This is a genomic window from Providencia sp. 2023EL-00965, assembly GCF_033550225.1.
Classification (GTDB): domain Bacteria; phylum Pseudomonadota; class Gammaproteobacteria; order Enterobacterales; family Enterobacteriaceae; genus Providencia; species Providencia manganoxydans.
Map to the genome: position 1 here is coordinate 56,992 of NZ_JAWUEH010000017.1, position 15,534 is coordinate 72,525.

A 15,534-nucleotide genomic window follows, 5' to 3' on the forward strand; every position below is an offset into this window, starting at 1 on the left:
CATTAGTGTCTTTTTGACAATAACTGATTATTGTCTTATAGACACCAATGTGTCAAGCGATAAGTGTCTTAATGACACAAATAATTTTTTAACGTATAATCTCACTTATCAATTAATCAATAAGTGGTGGTTCTAACATCATGAATGAACATCAGTATTTGGCTGAATATGATCGAAAAGCCTATCCATCTCCTCTTATAAGCGTAGATGCGGTGCTGTTTACGTATCATGAGGAAACATTGAAAGTGTTATTAGTAGAAAGAGCTAACCATCCTGATAAAGGAATGTGGGGGCTACCGGGCGGATTTATTGATGAACAGCAGGACAATACACTTGAACAAACGATACTACGTAAATTAAAAGAAAAAACTGGCGTGATCCCTCCCTATATCGAGCAATTGAATACTATCGGCAATAATTATCGCGATAAACGAGGCTGGTCTGTCACCGTTTGTTATACCGCTCTCATCGCTTATCAAGCATGCCAACACTATATTAATAGCGTTAGCTCAGTAAGATGGGTGTCTATTCAAGAAATCGAAAGTATGCAACTCGCTTTTGATCATCACCAACTTTACCAGATAGCGCGTGAACGATTAAAACAAAAATCCTTGTACTCCATTGTTCCTGGTTTCGCTTTGCCTGATGTCTTCACGTTGACTGAGTTACAGCATGTCCATGAAGTTTTGATTGGTAAAACACTACAGAAAAAATCATTCCGCCGCCGTTTGGAGCAAGCGGATTTGTTGATTGATACAGGTGAAAAAAGGCAAGAAACAGGTAGGCCTGCTAATTTATATCGTCTAAAGCCAGAATCGGCTGATTATCGCTTTATTCGTAATTTGGAATTTTAATCAAATAAAACAAGGCCCTCTTTAAGCAGCAACTCAAAGAGGGCTATCAGTTAGCTTAAAAAGAAGCCATCCACATACGTGCTTTAAGTCCCCAATAGCTAGTATAACCACTGGTAAAACTGACCATTTCACCATTATCAATAATCATAAATGATGGCGTCGCACTGATGCCGACTGCATTTGCCAACACACCATTAATATCATTGATAACGGGGAATTTAAGCTCTTTCTTTGCCATTCCTGTGAGTAGTCGTTGGCTATCTCCAGAGCGGATAGCCACAGAAATCACAGGAACCCCTGATTGCGCTAAATCAGCTACCGTGGGCGAGGTCATTTTACATACTCCGCACCACGTCGCCCAAAAATAGACCAAAACAGGTTGTTCTTTACTTAACTCAGCTAGCGAGACGGTTTCCCCTGTCGCCAACACTTGAGGCTCAAGTAAAACAGGGGCTAGGCTTTCAGGTTTGCGCCAAAAATCCATTACAGTAAAAACGATGAAGATGATCACCACTAAACCAATAATTTCTTTTGACCACTTTTTCAGTCTAGCCATAATTCCCTTATTTCACTTTCGCTAATTGCTCTTTCACGATCGCTTCTAATTGTTGCGAATCAATCGCACCTGGAATAATAGTGTCACCAACTAATGTGGCTGGCGTTCCATTAACCCCCAGTTTTTCAGCTAACATCATGTTAGTACGAATAGTCTCGGCACTCTTCTCATTAGCTACCAGCTTTTCATTGCCTGTAGCCTTCAGAGCTTGCTTGATATTTTCATCCGTTAACATACCTTGCTTTTGCATGAATTTTTGGTGCAATGCTTGGAATGCTTTTGGATCATTTTGCCAAAGAGTTAGAGCCAATTGTGAAGACTCAAGAGATGTTTGCCCTTTAAATGGTAATGGTTTGATCACTACGGCAACATCTGGGTATTTTTTAATCAACTCTTCAAGTTGAGGATCAAAACGCTTACAGAATGGGCAGTTATAATCCGTAAAGTTGACTAAAACCAGTTTTGCATCTTTCGCGCCAAGGCGTGGACTTGCAGGATCATTAAATAGATTGTCATGCTCAGCCTTAATCGTGGACTTTACCTGAGCTTGCTGTTTTTCACCTTGCTTCGCCTGTAAGGCAACAATCGCTTCTTCTAAAATTTCAGGGTTCTCAACTAAGGTATCACGTACAAGTTTACGCACTTGCGCTTCTTGGTCTGCCGTTAACGGAGCCGCATGCGCAGTTGCACCTAACATTAATGATGAAAATAGAACGGCTAAAATTGTTTTTTTCATTTTTCGGCTCCTTTGGCCTCATTCATAATTGATAATAAAACTTCACGATCAAGTATTGTTGACAGTATTTCACCCTCCGCCAACTTAGGGCCATAAACTTGGTTAAATGGCACAGCGACTTGTCCGCGTTTTTGTAAAAATGCGGTGATCTCGGGTGAGGGTTTAGTCCAATCACCTCTAAGTGCCACAACATCAGGCTCATTTAATGCCTGTTGGATATCATCTCGCAATAAGACATTATATTTATTTGCTTTACAGGTCACACACCAATCTGCGGTAACATCAATAAATACCCGCTTATTTTCTGACAGAGCCTGTTCGATTGCTTCTTCACTCAGTGGTTGCCAGTTCACCGTATCTTGAACAATGGCACGGCTTCCTGTCGTTTCATCCATCGTCGCCCAAGTAAACCCTACGCCAATCAAGATGAATAACAACAACGAATATATTCCCGCGCGTAAGCTATATTTTTTGCCAATAAATATAGCTAACAATAATAAAAAGATAATTGAGATTGCTAGTGTATAGGTTTCACCAAAGTGTGGGATCAGCAGGCTCATCAACCATAAACATGATAATAGCATCATCAATCCTAATACTATTCTCAGCTTATTCATCCACGCACCAGGCTTAGGTAATAAACGTGAAATCGCAGGAAAAGCGGCAATAAGTAGCCATGGCAAGCTCATTCCTAGCCCTAACGCAGTGAAGACTAACCATAATTCGTCAAGAGGTGCTGCGAGCGCAAATGCCACTGCCGTTCCCAAGAAAGGCGCTGAGCACGGTGTCGCGAGTAATGTTGCAAAGACGCCTTGCCAAAAATGCCCACTATTCCCTTGTCCACCTGTTGTGGCTAAGCGAGTGCTTGCTTTACTACCTAAATGAATTTCAAACAAACCAAATAGATTAGCCGTAAAAGCAGCAGTGATGAGAACCATGAATCCAATAAACCATGGATTTTGGAATTGGATCCCCCAACCAACAGCTTGTTGCCCCGCACGTAAGAGCGTCATTAATAACGCAAGTAGCCAGAAGGAAACTAAGATCCCCGAAGAAGATAAGAGGAATTGTCGACGAATGGTTTTTTGTTCCCCTTGTGGCACCATCAAAATTGAACCCAATTTCATGGCTAACACAGGAAGAACACAAGGCATTAGGTTTAAAATTAAACCACCCAATAATGCAAACGCGAGGATCTGCCATAGAGGGATCGCGTTCGCTCCGCTTTGAGTAATGGTTCCAGTAAACGGTTCAATTTTAGCTGTGACTTGTTGTGATAAATCGCCATCTGTCACAACAAAAGAGAAATTTTGGCCCGTTAAATCAGGCGCTTTATCCCCCCAATCATCGCTAACCTTGACTGTTGCCGTTAGCATATCACCTGAAGATTGGATCTCAGGAACGCCAAGTGTTGTACCCTCAGGGGTATCAGTAAAAACTGCGGCGTCTTTGCCCCAAGGCTCGCCCGCTATCTTTTGCAGCTCAACGACTAAGCTATCTCCCGTAAAACCGACCTTCTGACTTTGTGTTAACCCTGTCGTTGGTGGAACACTCCCCATCGCTTGATTAAATGCCCACTCAAAATTACTTGGCGCAGGTTCAGTTAAATCAAGTTCAAAAGGATAGTCAGTCAAAATACACACATTGCTGCATGTTGATAGTGTTAAGGTACCTGTGAGTTTATCCAATTTTTCCGTTGCATCAACAATGATAGGAAAAACGACATCCCCCATATACCCTTGTGTTGATATGCCTGCGACATCAAAGCGACCCGGTGCTGGCCAAAGCCATTGCATGTCCTTAATTGGTGATTTCCAATCGATTTCAGGCGCTATTCCGCCTTCTCCTGGAGAACGCCAATAGGTTTTCCACCCATCTTGCAGCTGAACATCCAATAATAAAGCAACTTTCCCATCTTTTTGGGAAGCACTTAATAAACGCACTTGTGCGTGATCATTATGTTGATCAGTTAACCAGCCTGTATCAGCAGCGAATACATTGCCCACAAACAAAGCAATTAACATAATGAAAGAATTAATTACAAAACGCATGTTTCCTCCAGAATAATATACACCAATAAGCTAAACGCGCTGGTGTTCTAATCCCGAAGATTACAAAATTGTAAATGGAGCCTAACTCTTGGCGGGGGGCGTTTATCTTCACGATTTGCTCGACGTGAGAACAGCTGACTGCAAAAGGCACTCAATGCTGCAATTGAGAGAAATAGAAAGAAAAATGGCTCAATAACCGCAGGGCTTAAGGTCAGCAATGACTTAGCGCTCAACTCACAAGTAGAAAGATGAGAGCCTTTTTCAACGGACTGTTCCGCCTGAAAAATAGTAGATGGGGAATACGTTTGCACGGGTATCACTGTAGCTTGAGACGAAAACTGGGCGACAAGGCGCTCTCCGACGGCTCTTTGGTTCATACAAAGTAACACCATCAGACAGGCGAATAACACTAATCCTTTGCCTAATTTAAGTTGCCTGTTCATGTTTGTCTCTATTTATTCATCCTGAATACACACACGACTAAGTGATGATTGATTATTATACTCATCATACTCCAAGCTACATCATGTTGTGGGCGGCTTGTTGGTTACACTTACCCACACTAGCCCCGACTTATCGTAGGCTGCCAGCGATTCATTTAATTTATTAGTCGCTTAACTGTATCTTGAACTATTTAGAGCTACAACACTAAAAATTAACCAATTTGCTAAAGGTTACATCTTACACAGCAAATAACACGGTACAAGCAGCATCATCTAACTTTACAAAACCTCATCGCATTTCTTTGAGCTTTTTCTGAAAAATTTGGCACGTAATATGCTTTATCCCTTCTAGATATCAGAAAATAGAATCGTTTTTCACTATTAAGGTGCATGAATATCCTTTTAAAGACGTGTTTTCCTCGTATTAGTGCAACAAATTAGGATCTGCCCAAATAATATGCGAGACAGCTCCCGATTTTGAAACAATTCATTTTCATTGTTTAACATTTTTCTTTAATTTTTAACAATAATAAAACATATAGCGGATAATCGCGCGCTCAACCGAATCTTTGAGACATCCGCCAGCACACGAACACAACAAAAACGAGACAGATCCCCGATCTCAAAAAGGAGTTGTAACTATGCGTATGAGCAAGATTGTACTATCGATGATGGTGTTAGGTGCAACCTGTGCTGTTCAAGCTGAAGAGCTAACAGGCACACTGAAAAAAATTAATGACAACGGCGTAATCGTTGTTGGACATCGAGAATCATCTGTTCCATTTTCTTATTACGACAATAGCCAAAAGGTTGTTGGCTACTCTCAAGATTACTCCAACGAAATCGTCGATGCGGTTAAAAAGAAACTGAATAAACCTAACCTTGAAGTTAAATTAATTCCTATTACATCACAAAACCGTATACCTCTACTGCAAAACGGCACTTATGACTTTGAGTGCGGCTCAACCACTAATAACTTAGAAAGACAAAAACAAGCTGCTTTCTCCAATACCATTTTCGTTGTGGGCACACGCCTTCTGACTAAAAACGACTCAGGTATTAAAGACTTTCCTGATTTAGCAGGTAAAAACGTCGTCGTTACCTCTGGTACCACTTCAGAAGTTCTATTGAATAAACTGAACGATGAAAAAAATATGAAAATGCGCATCATCAGTGCAAAAGATCACGGTGATTCATTCCGTACCCTTGAATCAGGCCGTGCTGTTGCCTTTATGATGGATGATGCACTATTAGCTGGTGAACGAGCAAAAGCGAAGAAACCCGATATTTGGGAAATCGTAGGTAAGCCACAAACAGAAGAAGCTTACGGTTGTATGCTACGTAAAGATGACCCTGAATTCAAAGCACTGGTTGATGAAACGATTGCAAAAACACAAACAACAGGTGCTGCGGAGAAATCTTTTGATCGCTGGTTCAACCAACCTATTCCACCAAAAAATCTTAACTTGAAATTTACTTTGTCAGATGAAATGAAAACGCTCTTCAAATCACCAAATGACAAAGCGCTTAACTAGTTAATTAATTAAACAAATAATAAGACAAACAGGGTGTTACTGAAGTGAGAATTGCAAGGCGATCGTTCCCGCCTTGCACTTTCTTACCAGTAGTAGGGTCAATCTAATTGCCCACAGGAAGTAGAATTATGTCAATTGATTGGAATTGGGGGATTTTCCTACAGGAAGCCCCGTTTGGGAATACCACCTATTTAGGGTGGCTAATATCTGGCTTAGAAGTTACTGTCGCACTCTCTATCTGCGCTTGGATCATTGCTTTTCTTGTTGGCTCATTTTTTGGCATTCTACGCACGGTTCCCAATCGCTTTCTGGCGATGATAGGCACGGTATATGTGGAATTATTTCGTAATGTCCCTTTAATTGTTCAATTCTTTACATGGTATTTAGTGATCCCTGAGCTGTTGCCTCAATCAATCGGCGACTGGTTTAAAATGGATTTGGCTCCTAATTATCAATTCTTTATTTCTTCTATGCTGTGCCTTGGTTTATTTACCGCTGCTCGGATGACAGAGCAAGTTAGAGCGGCTATCCAATCACTACCTAGAGGGCAAAAGAACGCAGGCTTAGCGATGGGGTTAACACTGCCACAAACTTATCGTTATGTGCTGCTCCCTAATGCTTACAGGGTCATTTTGCCACCCATGACATCTGAAATGCTCAACTTGGTGAAGAACTCCGCCATTGCATCAACGATCGGGTTGGTTGATATGGCAGCACAAGCCGGTAAATTACTCGATTACTCAGCACATGCTTGGGAATCATTCACTGCCATCACTATCGCCTACGTCGGTATTAACTTAGTAATTATGTTATTAATGAGCCTACTTGAACGTAAAGTTCGCTTACCTGGCACATTAGGAGGGCGATAATATGTTCTATGATTTCGATTGGAGCTCGATTGCCCCAAGTTGGCCATTTCTACTTGATGGGTTAGTCGTTACCGCTAAAATTACCATTACCGCTATCGTCGTTGGGATCTTGTGGGGGACCGTCCTCGCAGTGATGCGTTTATCAACATTTAAGCCAATCAGCTGGTTTGCCGCCCTGTACGTCAACACCTTCCGCTCAATCCCATTAGTCATGGTGTTGTTGTGGTTCTATCTGATTGTGCCTAACTTAGTCCAAAATGTTCTAGGCTTATCACCAAAAAGTGATATCCGTTTAATTTCAGCGATGGTAGCCTTCTCACTTTTTGAAGCGGCGTATTACTCTGAAATTATTCGAGCTGGCATTCAAAGTATCTCAAGGGGTCAAGCCTCTGCTGCACTAGCTCTCGGTATGACGCAAATGCAAACAATGAGGTTAGTCATTCTACCTCAAGCCTTTAAGGCCATGGTTCCTCTGTTATTGACACAAGGTATCGTGCTATTTCAGGACTCCTCATTAGTCTATGTACTGAGTCTAACCGACTTCTTCCGCACCGCGACTAATATCGGTGAACGTGACGGTACACAAGTAGAAATGATATTGTTTGCAGGTTTCGTGTATTTTATTATCAGTTTCGGCGCTTCCATGCTGGTGAATTATCTTAAGAAAAGGACTGTTTCATGATTACCCTGAAAAATATATCCAAATGGTATGGCCAGTTTCAGGTACTCACTGACTGCACAACTGAAGTCAAAAAAGGCGAAGTCGTCGTTGTCTGTGGGCCATCAGGCTCTGGTAAATCCACACTAATAAAAACAGTGAATGGTCTTGAGCCCGTTCAACAGGGTGAAATTTTTGTAAATGGTATCCAAGTCAATGATAAAAAAACCGATTTGGCAAAACTTCGCTCTAAAGTAGGTATGGTGTTCCAACACTTTGAGTTGTTCCCTCACCTATCGATTATTGAAAATTTAACCCTTGCACAAATCAAGGTGTTAAATCGCAACAAAAAAGAGGCTGAAGCAAAGGGGTTAAAATTACTTGAACGCGTTGGGTTATCAAGCCATGCCAATAAGTTTCCTTCACAACTCTCAGGTGGGCAACAACAGCGTGTTGCCATCGCGCGTGCATTATGTATGGATCCTGTTGCGATGTTGTTTGATGAACCTACCTCTGCACTTGACCCTGAAATGATCAATGAAGTGCTTGATGTTATGGTAGAGCTAGCGAATGAAGGGATGACGATGATGGTCGTGACTCATGAAATGGGCTTTGCTAAAAAGGTTGCCAATCGAGTGATCTTTATGGATGAAGGGAGAATTGTCGAGGACAGTAAAAAAGAAGATTTCTTCGCTAACCCACAATCAGACAGAGCAAAAGATTTCCTTGCTAAGATCCTGCATTAATACTGGCTAAATTATAATTAAATCGTGCTATTAGGAAGCCTCAATTAAACAAAAATTGAGGCTTCTTTGTTAAACACCGATTGTCAATGCATCTATTCCAGTAATATCTTCATTTTTTTCGGTAAAATGCTATCAATCCTCGCGTTTTTTGGTTAAGTTGTGGGGTTATCAGACTAAAGATTCTGACTCCGTTCCCTGAAACGATACCCAGCTTCCCCCTCCGGTTCAGCTAATCAACTATTGTTGTTTTAGGGCATGATCCGCTATGCTATGCGGATCTAAATTAGAGAAAGTCATTAACGCTACTGAGTAGCATTTATTCACCATAGGATTATCGGTGCCATGCAAGAACAATATCGTCCAGAAGATATAGAGCCTAAAGTACAGCGTCACTGGGATGAAAAGTCCACATTCAAAGTGATTGAAGACAACAGCAAAGAGAAATACTACTGCCTGTCCATGCTACCTTACCCTTCTGGTCGACTACACATGGGCCACGTGCGTAACTACACTATGGGTGATGTCATCTCCCGTTATCAGCGTTTATTAGGTAAAAATGTCCTGCAACCAATAGGTTGGGATGCCTTTGGTCTACCAGCTGAAGGGGCCGCGGTTAAGAACAAAACGGCTCCGGCGCCATGGACTTATGCCAATATTGAATACATGAAAGGCCAACTAAGAATGTTGGGCTTTGGTTACGATTGGGATCGTGAAGTCACAACTTGTACTCCTGAATACTATCGTTGGGAGCAATGGTTCTTCACAAAACTGTATGAAAAAGGTTTAGTTTACAAAAAAACTTCCGCAGTAAACTGGTGCCCACACGATTTAACTGTACTGGCTAACGAACAAGTCATTGATGGTTGCTGCTGGCGCTGTGACACACCCGTTGAGCGCAAAGAAATTCCTCAGTGGTTTATTAAAATCACCGCTTACGCAGAAGAATTGCTCAACGATCTGGATACTTTGGATGATTGGCCTGAACAAGTCAAAACCATGCAACGTAACTGGATTGGGCGTTCTGAAGGGGTTGAAATCACCTTTAATGTTGCTGATCGTAACGATAAATTAACCGTATACACTACACGCCCAGATACCTTTATGGGTGCAACTTATGTTGCAGTTGCTGCCGGTCACCCTCTGGCCCAAGAGGCCGCAGAGAAAAACGCGGCTTTAGCTGATTTTATTGAAGAATGCCGTAGTACCAAAACAGCAGAAGCTGATATGGCAACGATGGATAAAAAAGGCATGGCAACGGGCTTTTATGTTATCCATCCACTGACACAAGAAAAATTGCCAATTTGGGTAGCTAACTTTGTCTTAATGGAATACGGTACTGGTGCTGTTATGGCAGTTCCTGCTCACGACCAACGTGACTGGGAATTTGCCCACAAATATAATTTGCCACTAAAAGCGGTTATTGCTGATGCTGAAGGTAATACACCGGATATTTCTCAAGAAGCGATGACAGAAAAATTTGCGCTGATTAACTCAGGCGAATTTAGCGGATTAGACAATGCTGCTGGCTTTAACGCAATCGCTGATAAATTGGTTGCTATTGGCGCAGGTCAACGCAAAGTTAATTATCGCTTACGTGATTGGGGTGTATCTCGCCAACGTTACTGGGGCGCACCAATTCCTATGGCAACACTGGAAGATGGTACGGTTGTGCCTGTTCCTGAAGATCAATTGCCAGTGGTTCTGCCTGAAGACGTTGTAATGGATGGTATCACTAGCCCAATTAAAGCCGATCCTGAGTGGGCAAAAACCACAATTAACGGCCAGCCAGCACTGCGCGAAACAGATACCTTTGACACCTTTATGGAGTCTTCTTGGTATTATGCACGCTACACTTGCCCACAATATGATGAAGGCATGTTAGATCCTGCTGCGGCAAACTACTGGCTGCCAGTTGACCAATACATTGGTGGTATTGAACACGCCATCATGCACTTAATGTATTTCCGTTTCTTCCATAAACTAATGCGTGATGCAGGTTTAGTGAATTCAGATGAACCCGCTAAACGCTTGCTGTGCCAAGGTATGGTATTGGCTGATGCCTTCTACTACACCGGTAGTGATGGCCAACGTGTTTGGGTTTCACCGGCAGATGCTATCGTTGAGCGTGATGAGAAGAGCCGTATAATCAAAGCCGTTGATAACGAAGGACATGAACTGGTCTATACCGGTATGAGCAAAATGTCTAAATCTAAAAACAACGGTATCGACCCGCAATTGATGGTTGAAAAATACGGTGCTGATACCGTACGTCTGTTCATGATGTTTGCGGCACCACCTGAATTGACACTGGAATGGCAGGAATCAAGTGTTGAAGGGGCAAACCGCTTTGTTCGTCGTGTATGGCGTATTGTACATGAGCACACCCAAAAAGGTGCAACACAACCGCTTGATATTAATGCACTAACAACTGAGCAAAAAGACTTACGTCGTGATCTGCATAAAACCATTGCTAAAGTTACTGATGACTTTGCTCGCCGTTATGCTTTTAACACGGCTATCGCAGCTATTATGGAGTTCATGAACAAGTTAGTTCGTGCACCACAAGAAACTGAACAAGATCGTGCATTAGTGCAAGAATCACTTGAAGCAATCACATTGATGCTATCACCAATCATTCCACATGCTTGTTTTGAAATGTGGAAAGCATTAGGTCACACTGATGATATCGATTTTGCAAGCTGGCCGGTCGCTGATGAAAAAGCGATGATTGACGATACCAAATTAGTGGTTATCCAAGTCAATGGTAAAGTACGTGGTCGTATCACAGTACCTGCTGATGCTGTTCAAGATTATGTTCTGGATATGGCTTCAAAAGAAGGTAGTGTGTCTAAATACCTTGAAAACGTCACGATCCGTAAAGTGATTTATGTTCCGGGTAAATTACTGAACTTAGTTGTTGGCTGATAAGGAGGCCAGGTGCGCTATCTGATAACTTTATTACTGAGCCTGTCGGTGCTAGTCACCGCAGGCTGTGGTTTTCGCCTTCAAGGAACGACGCAAATTCCTGATGAACTGAAAACATTACAGCTAAGTTCTAATGCACCTTATAGCGCTCTCACTAGAGCCGTTAGGGAGCAACTCAGACTGAATAACGTCACTATACTCGAAAACGGTAAACCTGATATCCCAATCTTAAAAATTACGGGTTCGTCAGAAACGACAGAAACGGTGTCGATATACCAAGATGGTAAAGCGGCTGAGAAGCAATTGACCTTTGTGCTCAATGCACAGGTGTTAATGCCTAATGGTTCTATTTACCCACTACAAAGCCAAGTGGAACGCACCTTCTTTGATAACCCATTGGAAGCACTTGCAAAAGATGCCGAAAATGAACTGGTTAAACAAGAAATGCGTGAACAAGCGGCACGTATACTAGTGCGTAAATTACTGATTGTTCATACTGCTGAGCTTGAAAAAGCAAATGCAGCGGCAGTTGTCCCTACTGTTGAGCAATAATGACCCGTATCTATCCCGAACAGCTGACTTCTCAGTTACAAGAGTCTCTGAGAAGTCGCTATCTAATATGGGGCAATGAGCCCCTATTAATCCAAGAAAGCCAAGACGCCATTCGAAAAATAGCGCAAACCCAAGGCTTTGAAGAACACTATACTTTTTCAATCGATGCAAATACTGATTGGGATGAAATCTTTAGTCTCTGTCAGGCATTAAGTCTTTTCGCTAACCGCCAATCACTCACTTTGATTTTGCCAGAAAACGGGCCAAATGCGGCAATGGCGGAAAAACTCACACAGCTATCAGGTTTGCTACACCCAGATATTTTGTTACTGCTGCGTGGGCACAAGCTGACTAAAGCACAAGAAAACAGTGCTTGGTTTAAAGCAATCAGTTCAGACAGTGTATATATCAGTTGTCTAACACCTGATTACCAACGTCTACCACAATGGGTTGCTAAACGCGCTCGTAGCATGAACTTGACGTTAGAAACAGAAGCGAATCAGCTACTGTGTTACTGTTACGAAGGAAACTTGTTGGGTCTGGCTCAGGCTCTTGAGCGACTATCACTACTTTACCCTGATGGTAAACTAACCCATCCAAGGGTTGAATCAGCGGTAAATGATGCTGCGCATTTTACCCCTTATCATTGGGTTGATGCGATGTTGGCGGGGAAATCTCGTCGTGCATGGCATATTTTAGAACAGCTACGACATGAAGATACTGAAACAGTTATTCTACTGCGTTCAATTCAACGCGAATTAATGCTATTGCTAACTTTAAAACGCCAATCAGCAACCACATCATTAAAATCACTGTTTGATCAACACAAAGTTTGGCAAAACCGCCGACCACTGCTGACCGAAGCATTACAGCGTCTCAGCCTACATCAATTACAGTCAGCGCTACTCCTACTAACACAAGCGGAATTACACGCTAAACAAGATTTTAGCCACTCGGTATGGCCTGATTTGCAATCTCTATCTATGTTAATATGTACCAAATCCTTACCTGAGAGTTTTATTCATGACCTTTAAGCCCAAAGGACTTCAAGCGTTATTTGGTGGGACATTTGACCCAATACATTATGGCCATCTACGCCCAGTAGAAGCGCTAGCCAAACAAGTTGGCTTAGAAAAAGTCATTCTATTACCTAACCATGTTCCACCTCACAGGCCACAGCCTGAGGCGAGCCCAACACAACGCTTAGAGATGGTACGTTTGGCTATTCAAGATAACCCTTTATTCACAATCGATACCCGAGAACTTGAACGAAACAGCCCTTCCTACACTATCGAAACATTAACGACATTACGTAAAGAAATGGGTTCAGAGCAGCCTTTAGCCTTTATTATTGGTCAAGACTCTCTACTTTCGATTAATACATGGCATGGGTGGGAGCAGCTATTGAATAACTGCCATTTGCTAGTCTGTTCACGCCCGGGTTATGCGACTAATTTCAGTGATCCACAAATGCAAGCATGGCTAGCCGAACACAAAACTGACGATCCCAACCAGCTTAGCCATACCCCGAGCGGTTATATATTTCTTGGTGATACACCACTAGTCGATATTTCAGCGACTGAGATCCGTAAAAACCTTAATTCAGGGCAATTAAATTCCAATCTTATACCACCAGCGGTAATGAGCTATATTCAACAACAACAGCTTTATCACAGCTGAAGCAATGCTCTGACTTTTCTGCATTCAGGATAAGGCGACAAATAATATTGCTCACTAATATAGCTATCAGGATATTGAGTGAGCAATTGTAATATCATCGAAAGTGGATTATTGATCGATAAATACCCCAGCAAGTAATCGTTAATCAACCAACCCAAACGGGTCTTTTCATCTTTTGTCGCTTTATGTTTGAAGTAACCTTGAATATGTTGGATCGCATTGACGTGTAATTTACGTGTTGGTGTTTGGCTTAAGATTGCGAGAATTTTTTCTCGGTATTGTTCATAAAACTCACGCAAATCATAATGTTGACTAATACTAGCCACCATCTTACCCGTTGCTTGATAGCCTTGAGGTGAATAGGCCATTAATAAATATTTAAGCTTACTATGGAACGTAATAATACGATGGGAAGTTAAATCGTTAGCTAATACATCAAATCGGTTTTTGGTATACAACTGAATAAAGAAACGGTCTAAATGCTCAATATCTTGCCACTCACTCGTCGTGAGAAAGGGTGTATTAACATCAAATTTTTCTATTAACTGCTCTCGCAAACTGTCTTCACAAATCACGCCATCACACTCAAAGGCTAAACCCGTTATTTCTGGCTGTAAGATGAAATTTGTGTGCTGTAAGGTCACTTGAACAATATCATCCATGGGATATTTCACATCCCCCACGATAGCAATATTGAATTGTGCGCGTTCCATTATTTTTTACCTTAATTTATCGCTGATTAACACCTGTTATTAATTTTCTATCACTTTGTAAAGTTTGTACAAATTTCTTGCCCTAAGCGTCAGTTATTCATATAAATCTCTCACCTTGGGGAATATACTCGTCATACTTCAAGTTGCAGCGCTTTTGGTTAAGCTATAGTGAACTTCGCTCATTTGCACTAGTCACCTACTTATGTAGGCATGCAGCGACTCGCTGCACTTCGAATTATTTAGAGTATATAAAATAATTTAGCCGATTTTTCTAAAAATCTAGGGTAAAATGACCTAACCTTAATCGGTATATTACAAATTAGTGTTTAACGACGTTACACCCGCTACGCCTCAAAATATATTTGTTTTTTATTGGCTGGGTATAATTAGAATAAAGGTGAACCTTTTGCAAGGAACTGAACTCCAACAATTTATTGTCAATCAGCTTGATGACGCAAAAGCTGAAGATATCATTTCGATAGATGTTCATGGTAAATCAAGTATTACTGACCAAATGATCATCTGTACAGGGACATCAAGCCGCCATTTAATGTCAGTTGCGGATCGCTTGATCGAAGCTTGCCGTAAAAATGGCTTGTATCCACTCGGCGTTGAAGGCCAAGGGGTTTCAGATTGGATTGTGGTCGATCTTGGTGAAGCCATTGTCCATATCATGCAGGATGAAAGCCGTCGCATGTATGAACTCGAAAAACTCTGGAGCTGAGTTTGAAATTACAACTCATCGCCGTGGGAACAAAAATGCCGGACTGGGTTCAGACCGGCTTTATGGATTACCTTCACCGCTTCCCTAAAGATATGCCGTTTGAACTGATTGAAGTTCCGGCAGGGAAGCGAGGAAAAAATGCAGATATAAAGCGCATTCTCGAAAAAGAAGGCGAGTTAATGCTGGCTGCGGTTGGCAAAGGCAATCGTATCGTCACATTGGATATACCCGGTGAGCGGTGGGATACCCCCAAGCTTGCCAACCAACTTGAAAGCTGGAAACAAGATGGTCGCAACGTCAGCCTACTGATAGGTGGCCCTGAAGGGCTAGCCCCTGCTTGTAAAGAGGCTGCCATGCAGAGTTGGTCTCTATCGCCATTGACACTGCCCCACCCTCTAGTAAGAGTGCTGGTTGCTGAAAGTCTTTATCGAGCGTGGAGTATTACGACTAACCACCCTTATCATAGGGAATAGTCAGTTTTTAATATGTACA

At 42.0% G+C, this 15,534-nt stretch carries 16 protein-coding genes; 11 read left to right on the forward strand and 5 right to left on the reverse strand.

All coding sequences use genetic code 11. The features are described 5' to 3' along the window. Positions 1 to 140: 140 nt before the first annotated feature. Positions 141 to 854, forward strand: a complete 714-nt coding sequence (locus SC428_RS18550) for an NUDIX hydrolase (protein WP_070925057.1) — start codon at positions 141 to 143, stop codon at positions 852 to 854. A 55-nt stretch (positions 855 to 909) separates the two neighbouring features. Here SC428_RS18550 and SC428_RS18555 read toward each other — a convergent pair whose 3' ends face one another. The 4 genes from SC428_RS18555 to SC428_RS18570 are packed head-to-tail and all read right to left on the reverse strand — an operon-like array spanning position 910 to position 4,640. After that, positions 910 to 1,410: a protein disulfide oxidoreductase gene (locus SC428_RS18555; protein ID WP_070925058.1), complete on the reverse strand. Its 501-nt coding sequence runs from the start codon at positions 1,408 to 1,410 to the stop codon at positions 910 to 912. A gap of 7 nt (positions 1,411 to 1,417) precedes the next feature. After that, positions 1,418 to 2,146 carry a DsbA family protein gene (locus SC428_RS18560; protein WP_070925059.1) on the reverse strand — a complete coding sequence of 243 codons (729 nt, stop codon included), beginning with the start codon at positions 2,144 to 2,146 and terminating at the stop codon, positions 1,418 to 1,420. Further along, a complete protein-coding gene (locus SC428_RS18565; protein ID WP_070925060.1) occupies positions 2,143 to 4,197 on the reverse strand; it encodes a protein-disulfide reductase DsbD family protein in 2,055 nt (684 codons plus the stop codon). The genes SC428_RS18560 and SC428_RS18565 overlap by 4 nt, the downstream gene beginning before the upstream one ends. Before the next feature lie 47 nt (positions 4,198 to 4,244). Continuing rightward, positions 4,245 to 4,640, reverse strand: a complete 396-nt coding sequence (locus tag SC428_RS18570; RefSeq protein ID WP_070925061.1) for a metal resistance protein — start codon at positions 4,638 to 4,640, stop codon at positions 4,245 to 4,247. A 641-nt stretch (positions 4,641 to 5,281) separates the two neighbouring features. Between SC428_RS18570 and SC428_RS18575 the strand changes: the two genes are divergently transcribed. From SC428_RS18575 to nadD, 8 genes are all read left to right on the forward strand, one after another. Further along, positions 5,282 to 6,175, forward strand: coding sequence for an amino acid ABC transporter substrate-binding protein (locus SC428_RS18575; RefSeq protein ID WP_070925062.1), 894 nt, complete (start codon positions 5,282 to 5,284; stop codon positions 6,173 to 6,175). Between the two features lie 128 nt (positions 6,176 to 6,303). After that, a complete protein-coding gene (locus SC428_RS18580; protein ID WP_070925063.1) occupies positions 6,304 to 7,044 on the forward strand; it encodes an amino acid ABC transporter permease in 741 nt (246 codons plus the stop codon). Position 7,045: 1 nt separating this feature from the next. Continuing rightward, positions 7,046 to 7,726 (forward strand): glutamate/aspartate ABC transporter permease GltK, encoded by a 681-nt coding sequence (gltK, locus tag SC428_RS18585; RefSeq protein ID WP_070925064.1) that lies wholly within the window; start codon positions 7,046 to 7,048, stop codon positions 7,724 to 7,726. After that, a complete protein-coding gene (locus SC428_RS18590) occupies positions 7,723 to 8,448 on the forward strand; it encodes an amino acid ABC transporter ATP-binding protein (RefSeq protein ID WP_070925065.1) in 726 nt (241 codons plus the stop codon). Before gltK ends, SC428_RS18590 begins: the two co-directional genes overlap by 4 nt. A 342-nt stretch (positions 8,449 to 8,790) precedes the next feature. Beyond that, positions 8,791 to 11,373 carry a leucine--tRNA ligase gene (gene leuS, locus SC428_RS18595; protein ID WP_318709539.1) on the forward strand — a complete coding sequence of 861 codons (2,583 nt, stop codon included), beginning with the start codon at positions 8,791 to 8,793 and terminating at the stop codon, positions 11,371 to 11,373. Positions 11,374 to 11,385: 12 nt separating this feature from the next. Next, positions 11,386 to 11,925 carry an LPS assembly lipoprotein LptE gene (lptE, locus tag SC428_RS18600; protein ID WP_070925067.1) on the forward strand — a complete coding sequence of 180 codons (540 nt, stop codon included), beginning with the start codon at positions 11,386 to 11,388 and terminating at the stop codon, positions 11,923 to 11,925. Then, complete coding sequence (gene holA / locus SC428_RS18605) at positions 11,925 to 12,959, forward strand: DNA polymerase III subunit delta (protein ID WP_070925068.1); 1,035 nt, start codon at positions 11,925 to 11,927, stop codon at positions 12,957 to 12,959. The genes lptE and holA overlap by 1 nt, the downstream gene beginning before the upstream one ends. Next, the gene (nadD, locus tag SC428_RS18610) at positions 12,949 to 13,605 is read left to right on the forward strand and encodes a nicotinate-nucleotide adenylyltransferase (protein WP_318709543.1); all 657 of its coding nucleotides are present in this window, start codon (positions 12,949 to 12,951) and stop codon (positions 13,603 to 13,605) included. The genes holA and nadD overlap by 11 nt, the downstream gene beginning before the upstream one ends. Here nadD and SC428_RS18615 read toward each other — a convergent pair. Beyond that, complete coding sequence (locus SC428_RS18615; RefSeq protein WP_070925070.1) at positions 13,596 to 14,318, reverse strand: YbgA family protein; 723 nt, start codon at positions 14,316 to 14,318, stop codon at positions 13,596 to 13,598. The two genes, nadD and SC428_RS18615, sit on opposite strands and share 10 nt — an antisense overlap. Positions 14,319 to 14,715: 397 nt before the next feature. Between SC428_RS18615 and rsfS the strand changes: the two genes are divergently transcribed. After that, positions 14,716 to 15,042: a ribosome silencing factor gene (gene rsfS / locus SC428_RS18620; RefSeq protein WP_081335828.1), complete on the forward strand. Its 327-nt coding sequence runs from the start codon at positions 14,716 to 14,718 to the stop codon at positions 15,040 to 15,042. Positions 15,043 to 15,044: 2 nt separating this feature from the next. Further along, entirely contained in the window at positions 15,045 to 15,515 is a 471-nt protein-coding gene (gene rlmH / locus SC428_RS18625) for a 23S rRNA (pseudouridine(1915)-N(3))-methyltransferase RlmH (protein ID WP_070925072.1), read from the forward strand. Positions 15,516 to 15,534 lie beyond the last annotated feature (19 nt).